The sequence below is a fragment of the Leptolyngbya sp. PCC 6406 genome, assembly GCF_000332095.2.
Lineage (GTDB): Bacteria > Cyanobacteriota > Cyanobacteriia > Phormidesmidales > Phormidesmidaceae > PCC-6406.
In genome coordinates, this window is sequence record NZ_KI913949.1 from 4,441,893 (window position 1) to 4,449,987 (window position 8,095).

Below are 8,095 nucleotides of genomic sequence, written 5' to 3' on the forward strand. Positions count from 1 at the left end.
CACCCTTCACCCCCCACCCTTCACCCCCTACCCTCACACCCCCCCACCCTCACACACACCCATCTCCTGCGATTCCCGCAGGGATCTTCGCTAAAGTAGAGTGACTCTTGATGTCCCACCATCCCGCCGAGGCACCGTAATGGGCATATCCCTAAAGCAATTCGGGTTAACGACGACTGCCTTTATTCTAGGGTGTGGCACTGGGTGGGTGGGTCATCGCACCTGGGCTCCCTTGGCCGCAGAAACAGAGAACCCAGAGGGGCCAATTCCCGTAGTACAAACGGCCCTGACCACCACCGAAGCCCCCAGCTTGGGAGAATCTGCTCTTCCCGTCCCAGCCAATAATGGCAACTTCATCGCGGCAGCGGTGGATCGGGTGGGGGCAGCAGTGGTTCGTATCGACTCGGAAAGCAATGTCGAATGGGATATGCCTGAAGCGTTTCAGAATCCCTTCTTCCGTCGCTTCTTTGGGGATGAAATGCCCTCCTCCCCTGGACCCTTGCAGCAGGGAACGGGTTCCGGCTTTATTATCAGCACCGATGGTCAAATCATCACCAATGCCCACGTTGTAGAGGGGGCAGATACCGTCACCGTCACCCTCACCGATGGCCGGACCTTCTCTGGTCGGGTAGTGGGGACAGACCCCGTGACCGATGTCGCCGCAGTAAAAATCGACACCCAGGAACTGCCCATGGTCACCCTGGGTACCACAGAGAACCTGGCACCGGGGCAGTGGGCCATTGCCATCGGCAATCCTCTGGGTTTAGACAATACCGTCACCGCTGGCATCATCAGCGCCCTAGGCCGATCCAGTTCCGAAGTCGGCATCCCCGATAAGCGCGTCCAGTTCATCCAAACCGATGCTGCTATTAATCCGGGCAATTCCGGCGGTCCTCTCCTTAACGACGAGGGTCAAGTGATTGGTATGAACACTGCCATCCGCAAAGACGCTCAGGGTCTAGGCTTCGCTATTCCTGTGGAAACCCTTCAGCGCATTGCCAAACAACTCTTTGAAACCGGAGAGGTTCAGCATCCCTATCTGGGTATCCAGATGCTATTGCTTACCCCCGAAAATAAGGCGGGGTTGAACCGAGATCCCAACCTGAATCTGACCATTACCGAAGACTCAGGGGTGATCATCATCCGAGTTCTCGAAAATACCCCTGCCGCTGTCGGGGGGCTGCTTAAGGGAGACATCATTAAGTCCATTAACGATGTGGCGGTGGCGACTCCGACGGAGGTGCAAGGACAGGTGGATGCCAGTGAGATTGGTCAACCCCTAACCGTGGAGGTGCTGCGCAATGGCAAGACGGAGCGCATTGAGGTGAAACCTATGCCCCTGCCCACCGAGTTACAGTAACCTCACCGTGCAGATTCTTTCCGTCAGCCTCAAAAACTTCAAAACCCATCAGGATCAGCATTTCACCTTTGCCCTGGGGACCAATGCCATCTGTGGGGAAAATGGGGCGGGCAAAACCAGCATTCTGGAGGCCATTGCCTGGGTGCTGTTTAATTACCAGGGCAGTTATGCAAAAGAAGATTTGGTTCGCAATGGTAGCGGTAGTGCCGAGGTCATTGTCGAGTTCATCTCCAGTGTCGATAGCCGCACCTATGCTGTTCAGCGTCATACCGCCAAGGGCTACGCCCTCTTCGATCCCCAATTGAATCAGCGCCTTCCCTATACCCGCATTAAGGATGAGGTGCTGCCCTGGTTGCGGGAGCATTTGGGGGTTTCCCCCGCTACGGATTTGGGGGAATTGTTTGCCCGTATGGTTGGGGTTCCCCAGGGCACTTTCACGGCTGATTTTCTCCAATCTCCAGAAAACCGGAAGACGGTCTTTGACAAAATCCTCAAGGTGGAAGCCTACAAAACTGTCCATCGTGACCTCAACAGCCTACGTCGCTATGCGGAAGTCCAAGTGGAGTCGGTGGAGCGGGACATCGCCCACTATGACGATCGCCTCCAAGCCTGGGAACCTCTGCAACAGCGCCTCGATACTCTGGTAGCGGCCCAAGCCCAAGACCAGGCCCACCTCAAAGCCCTAGAGGAGGAAATCACCGGATTGCAACAGGCGCGGGAGCGGGCTCTGGCCCAGGTCCAGCGAGTGCAACAGATCCAAGGGGAGGTCCAAAACCGAGGCGTGGCTCTGGAGGGCAAGCGCCAGACCCAGACACTTCTGCAACACTCCCTGGATCAGGCCCAGCGGGCAGTGGAGGTTTGCAACCGGACTCGGTCGGCCTATGGGGCCTACCAGGCGGCGGAGGCTGAACTCCAGGCGTTGGCCTCAGCTCAGGCCGAGCGTCAGGTGCTCCAAAAACGCCAACAGCAGTTGCAACACACCTTGGAAACCCGCGCCGCTGATCTGACTCGCCTTCAGGTGCAGTTAGATACCTGTGCCGCTGCGATCGCAGAAATTGAACAGATCCAACCCCTGGTACAGGAGCAAGCCCGCTGGGAGGCTAATTTGGTCCGCTGCCAGCAGGAACAACAGGCTCTAGCCCAGGTGCGGGGACAGGTGCAGGCCCTAGAGCAACAGCGGAGTCAACTAGAGACCCAGGCCACCCAAGCCACCCAGATCATTGCCCGGTTGGACGCTCTCGCCGCTAACCTGACTAGTATTCCCGAGCTGGAGCAGCAGCGAGATCGTCTTCAGCAGCAACTCAGTCGCCTAGAGGCGGCCCGACAGTTTGAGGCGGAACTGCGCCAGTTGGTCACCCGTGGGGAGGCGTCCTGCGATCGCCACCGCGCCAAGACTGCCACCGCCTTAGACACCCTAGCGACCTGGCAGCAGCGCTTTCCCCAGATCGCCCCAGAAGATATCACTGTGCTACAAACGGCCCTGGAGTCGGGGATAGCGGTTAATCAAGACCTCGTGCAAACCCTCCACAGCATCCTGACGGACCTGGCGACCCAGACTAACACCCCGACCCTCCAGGCCCAACTGGATCAAGTTCGTCAGCGGCTCACGGAACTGGGGCGGCATCAAGGAGAGGTGGCTACCCTACCCCAGTGGCAGCAGCATCAGGTCGAAGTCCAGCAGCAACGGACCAATCTGGCAGAGCATCTCAAAGCTCTGCATCAGCAATTGACCCGCATTCCGGCCTTGGAGGCGGAAATTGTCCAGGTCCAGGGGACGTTGGCGGCACTGCAAGATCCCCGAGGGCGCTGTAGCCTACTGGCGCGATCGCGCCAGCAACTCCCCACCCTCGAACAGCGCTATCGGGAAATCCAAGCTGCCCAAGGGGGCATCCAGGCTCAACTGGCGGCGGTGGCAACCCAATTGGAATCCTTTGCCGATCTGGAGGCGACGATTGCCCAGCAGCAGCAGGCAAAACAAGCCCATCAGGCCGACTACCGCCACTATCTTCAGTCTGAGCCAGCGGCCCAAGATCAGCCTCGTTTGGTTCAGGAGGTCGCCACTGCCCAGCAGGAGATGGAGCAGTTGCAAGCAGAATTAGCCCTGGCCCAACAGCAATTGTACGCAGCCCAGGCCGACTACGATCCCCTAGCAGCGCAGCAGATGGAGACCACCTACCAGGACCTCCGCTCCCAGCGGGATCGGCTGGTGGGGAGCTTGCCCCAGCAGCAGCGCCTATTGCAGGAGGTTCAACAACAGCTAGCGGGCTTGAAGGATCTAGCGGCTAAACGGGCCGATGCGATCGCAGATAAGCAGCAGCGCGATCGCGTCAAGCGCTTCATCTCCTTTGCCCGCAAAGCCTACAAAGAAGCCGGTCCCCGCATCACCGAGCGCTATGTGCAGCAGGTGTCTCGGGAAGCGGATCGCCTCTTTCGAGAATTACTCAACCGTCAAAATATTGCCCTCACCTGGACCCGAGACTACGACATCCAAGTGCAAGAAGGCCCTAATACCCGCCGGTTTATGAATCTTTCCGGAGGGGAGCAGATGTGTGCGGCCCTAGCGGTACGACTGGCCCTGCTCAAGGTTTTAGCCGATATCGACATCGCCTTTTTTGACGAACCTACCACCAACATGGATCGGCCCCGACGCGCCCGTCTCGCGGAGGCCATTGGTCGCATTAAGAGCTTCAAGCAACTGTTCGTCATCAGCCACGACGACACCTTTGAAACTGTGACGGAGAATGTGATCTTTGTCGAACGGCAAGATGCCATCCGTCCAGACTCCGTCTCCAGTTAATGGCTCGTCGTTCCCCGTGAACAGAAGCTGAACCGGGTGCGACCTGGCTGATCTGACAGAGGTGTCCTGACGTTTGTCAAGAGCAGTGAAACCCCTGTGTTAGCCCAGAAAGGTTTCGGTTACTGTAGGTCAATCTCTGGGAGAGCAGTAGCGGGATATTGTATTCCTGAAAATGCTCGAAATATCAAAGAGGTGCTCGCTGTCTGAAGAACAGCGGCCAAAGTTGTATTCCCCAGGGGCAAGGTACTTGTGCAAAACGTTAGGACAAGATTATGGATTTAGCGATCGCAGCAATTGTATTCGGTGCAATCTTTGTGTTGTTTACCCGAGACGTGTTTGAAGGCTAGGGCGGATCCGAGTATGAGGCCATTACCCAAAGCGAAATCCCGGAACTGAGTAGGCTGGGTATTGAACTACTGACCCATTGTGTACTGATGGGGCAAACCTCCCGCCTAGAAGCAGCCAACACCTTCGGTAACCGACTGAAATCCAACTGATCCGCCGCCCCGTTAAGTTTTGAGGCTGTGTAGACAAAACAGGATGTTTGGATACACTCTTAGTCCAGCGCAACCCCTTGGGCTTCTAACGTCTTTCTCGCAAAAAAATCTATTCGATAATCAGTGATGCGGGTTCCTGTTTTTGCCTCAATCTCTCTAATCAGAGCCTCGGGCAATTCCACATGGACATCAATAATTTGGTCAGTGTCCACGCAGTTTACGTGACTGTGGGAGTCGCTGATATGGCCATAGAGGCGACCATCGGCGCGCTCTAGGCACTCAATGATGCCCTGTTCAGAGAGAGCTTCTAGATTTTGATAGACAGAGGTGTGGCCAATATCTCGACCTTGGCGATTGAGGCGATCGTAAATTTCCCGTGCCGAGAGATGTTCCTGGGCATCCCACAATAGTTCCAAGATGTATCGCCGTTGACGGCTGAGCCGCATTCCCAATGTTTGACAGCGTTCGAGGGCATCTTCCAGGCATCGAAGGGGTTGAGTCGTCAGGGCATCGCCATCCATGGGTGTGAACGGAACCTAAATCATAATCAGTACCACTTTAGCTTGCTGGTTTAAAAACCGTCTACGCAGGCTTCAGGGTTGAGTGGCAAGCCCCGCCCCCTCCGGTCGTTTAGCGGGCAAAACACGAGCCTTGGGCAGGGCTTGGATTGGCAAGGGCATAGCTTCGATTTTCGCTTCAGGGCCAGGAATGACCGGGAAGTCGATACGGGGTGGGGAAAAGGCACCGGGATCAGCGGCATAGGTCCCGGAATCTGGCTCTGACCCAACAAGAATCCGGTTGTCTGGTGATTCATGGGGTGGGGGTACCGATACGGTGGGCTGAGAGACGGAAGTCGGGGCATCCGATTCAGCCGATTCAGCAGATTCAGCAGACGTATCGGTTGTGGACTGCTGTCCTAATGGCGCAACGATGGAATTGGGATCCTCTTGGACACTGGTATTGTTCTGGGCTACGGAATCGGGGTTTTCCTCGGTGCTGGTATTGGTATTGTTCTGGGCGACGGAATCGGGGTTTTCCTCGGCGATAACAGGAGACTCAACCGGGTTAGCCCCGAAGCTGACAATAGGAAGATCGAGGTTGAGGGCAACATCAATGGCTTCCGCTCGCCCTCGATTAGACTGGGGCACTGGGGGCTGCTGGGTCGCCACTCGCCCTGGGAGAGCGGGATTAACCACGGGGGCCAGGGCCAATGCTCGTGCGATCGCAGTAGCGCGACGGGCCTGATCTCGGCTAATGCTGTCAATATTGTTACCCAGGCCAGGAGCATTCCACCGTTGCGTATCCGGATCCAGGAAAGACCGTGTTCTGGCCCAGACAATGGCCTCCTCCTCTGACATATTGAGGGCACGGGCACGGGCTAGCCATTCCACATAGCCCTCGCGATCCAGGACTGCTAGGGGGGCTTGGTTAGCAAGGTCTATGCCATTGATCAACTCCGCCTCCGACAACTCGATCCCCTGGGCGCGGGCCTTTTGCCGCAGGGTCTGGCTCTGGCTTTGGAGGCGGCGCAATTGCTTCTCATCGGCGTCTTCCGGCGATTGCGCCCCGTGCTGATAAGAAAAAGTCCCTAAGTTCCAAACCCCATTACCGGGATCCACATGGCCGAAGTAAGCGGGAGTGCGGTGCCCCTCTGGAGTCCGGGTACCTTCCGCACTGCCCACGGCCAGTGCCACCAGCGAATCGGACCCCCCGTCAAACAGGCGGCTCAGGATGGTCTCGGCACCGCTAGCCTGCACAAGCGGACCAGGGCGGCTTGATTCGGTGGGGGCAATAGGTCCAGAGTCTGCCGTTCTCCCATCCTCCGTGGCCGACTCCGCCACTACAGGGGAGGGATCGATGGGCTCCATCAAATCAAAGGTGAGCCCCACATCTACCGGCTCTGATGGGCCGGGGAGAAGCACTCTTGGCTCCGGTAGTGGGGGGAGTAGGGCGGCACGGGTGAGGGTCGGTGGTGGTGCCGGTAAGTGCTGCGCCATGTCTTCGGGAAAAGTGCCCTCTCCCAACGCCAAGGCGGAGCCATCACCATAGACCCCAGCGGGGGGAGCAACATTGCTGGGATCCGCTAAGGGCGGGGCGGTGGCGGTGGCGGGAATGGCCAGGGGAGTGACCCCTGCCACCACCGAATCGGTTGCAGGGGTGTCAACAGAAGTATTTACGGAACTATCATCATCGCCATTGGCAGCAGCTTTCTCCCCAGGCGTGCCCCTAGAGCCTGGGGCCTCCAGATCAAAACTCAGGGCAATATCCTCACCTCGGGCGGGATGAGCAAGGCCCAGGGCAAAGGCTAGGGTACTGACAGTAAGCAGGGCACGGGTTGCTTTCATGGCGGCAAGTGAGGGGGGAGAGATAAGGCAGAAGGAAGGATTTGGCCTTAACGAACGGGAAGCAGCGATCGTTCCAGGACAGTGCTGGAGGGTTCAACGATGGCCCAGGTGCCATCGGGTTGACGACGCAGGGTTGCAAAGTGGAGCACCTCTGCTGACCCAATGGGTTGCCCAGGTTTCACAGATCCCAACCGAGGACGGCGCAGACCACAGTAACGAAAGAGGTAGGCGGGTACTTCAGCAGAGGAGAAAAACACGCAATCTGGAGAAATTGCCGCCAGTTCTACCTCTCCCCCAAAGGGAGCCCGTACTGGAGAGCCCGCCATATCAATGGAAATATCCCCGAGGCTGGCAGCGATCCGAAACCCGGCGACCATGGTACCGGGTTGCAACTCCCAGGACTGCTGCACCTTTACCTGCCGAGGGGTGGGGAGCGTAGTTCCCTGACAGCCGCCAAATCCCAGGGCGAGGGTCAGAAGGAGACCCAAACCTCCCCCAAGTCCTCGGATTTGCCCGGAAATAACAGAGGGAAAGGGTTGACGGTCGGTCATAAACCCCCGCCTTTCCATAGCCCTACTCAAAGTTGAAACGGTAACCGGCATACTCATCGTTTTCGTAGAGAAGGACCAGATAGGTCTTGGGATCGAACTCCAGAGGGTAGGCTTCCCGTCGGGCCTCTACGCCAGAACGCACCTGGAGGGTAGGCAGCTCGCAGTAGGGCTCGGCCACCACCTGTCGCACTCGTTCCTTGGAGTCTCGCTCAGGGATGGTCAGAAGTTGGGCCAGTTGTTCGCGTGAGAGGGTAGCGTCTGTTTGCACGACCTTGGTGCAGGCATCCTGACTGGCTTGGACTTGCCGCGATCGCAACAGCCACGATCGCAGGTTCTGAAAATCCAGCAATAGGAGTATGAGGGCAGTGACTAAACTTCCTGCCAAAAGGGCTCTCCCCGTCAGTAGGGGCGCAGATTGGGCCGTGGAACTTTGCGACAGGTGAACAGGGTGCATGGCGGGGGACTCCTGGGGGTGATGGGGTGATGGGGTGTTGGCGAAGCCTGCCCGAAGGGCTTAGGGGTGATGGGGTGATGGGGTGGGGGGG

At 57.7% G+C, this 8,095-nt stretch carries 6 protein-coding genes; 2 read left to right on the top strand and 4 right to left on the bottom strand.

Features of this window, described 5'->3' with window-relative positions; genetic code table 11:
- Positions 1-100: 100 nt before the first annotated feature.
- Both LEP6406_RS0219760 and LEP6406_RS0219765 read left to right on the top strand, forming a co-directional pair.
- Positions 101-1,360 (top strand): HhoA/HhoB/HtrA family serine endopeptidase, encoded by a 1,260-nt coding sequence (locus LEP6406_RS0219760; protein WP_225886584.1) that lies wholly within the window; start codon positions 101-103, stop codon positions 1,358-1,360.
- A gap of 7 nt (positions 1,361-1,367) precedes the next feature.
- Complete coding sequence (locus tag LEP6406_RS0219765) at positions 1,368-4,157, top strand: AAA family ATPase (protein ID WP_008318345.1); 2,790 nt, start codon at positions 1,368-1,370, stop codon at positions 4,155-4,157.
- 556 nt (positions 4,158-4,713) lie between these two features.
- Here LEP6406_RS0219765 and LEP6406_RS0219770 read toward each other — a convergent pair.
- The 4 genes from LEP6406_RS0219770 to LEP6406_RS0219785 form a co-directional block, all read right to left on the bottom strand.
- Positions 4,714-5,175 carry a Fur family transcriptional regulator gene (locus LEP6406_RS0219770; protein WP_008318343.1) on the bottom strand — a complete coding sequence of 154 codons (462 nt, stop codon included), beginning with the start codon at positions 5,173-5,175 and terminating at the stop codon, positions 4,714-4,716.
- 72 nt (positions 5,176-5,247) lie between these two features.
- The gene (locus tag LEP6406_RS33030) at positions 5,248-6,999 is read right to left on the bottom strand and encodes a SurA N-terminal domain-containing protein (protein WP_008318342.1); all 1,752 of its coding nucleotides are present in this window, start codon (positions 6,997-6,999) and stop codon (positions 5,248-5,250) included.
- 47 nt (positions 7,000-7,046) lie between these two features.
- Positions 7,047-7,550 carry a M23 family metallopeptidase gene (locus LEP6406_RS0219780; RefSeq protein ID WP_051463792.1) on the bottom strand — a complete coding sequence of 168 codons (504 nt, stop codon included), beginning with the start codon at positions 7,548-7,550 and terminating at the stop codon, positions 7,047-7,049.
- Between the two features lie 22 nt (positions 7,551-7,572).
- A complete protein-coding gene (locus LEP6406_RS0219785; protein ID WP_008318339.1) occupies positions 7,573-8,004 on the bottom strand; it encodes a hypothetical protein in 432 nt (143 codons plus the stop codon).
- Positions 8,005-8,095 lie beyond the last annotated feature (91 nt).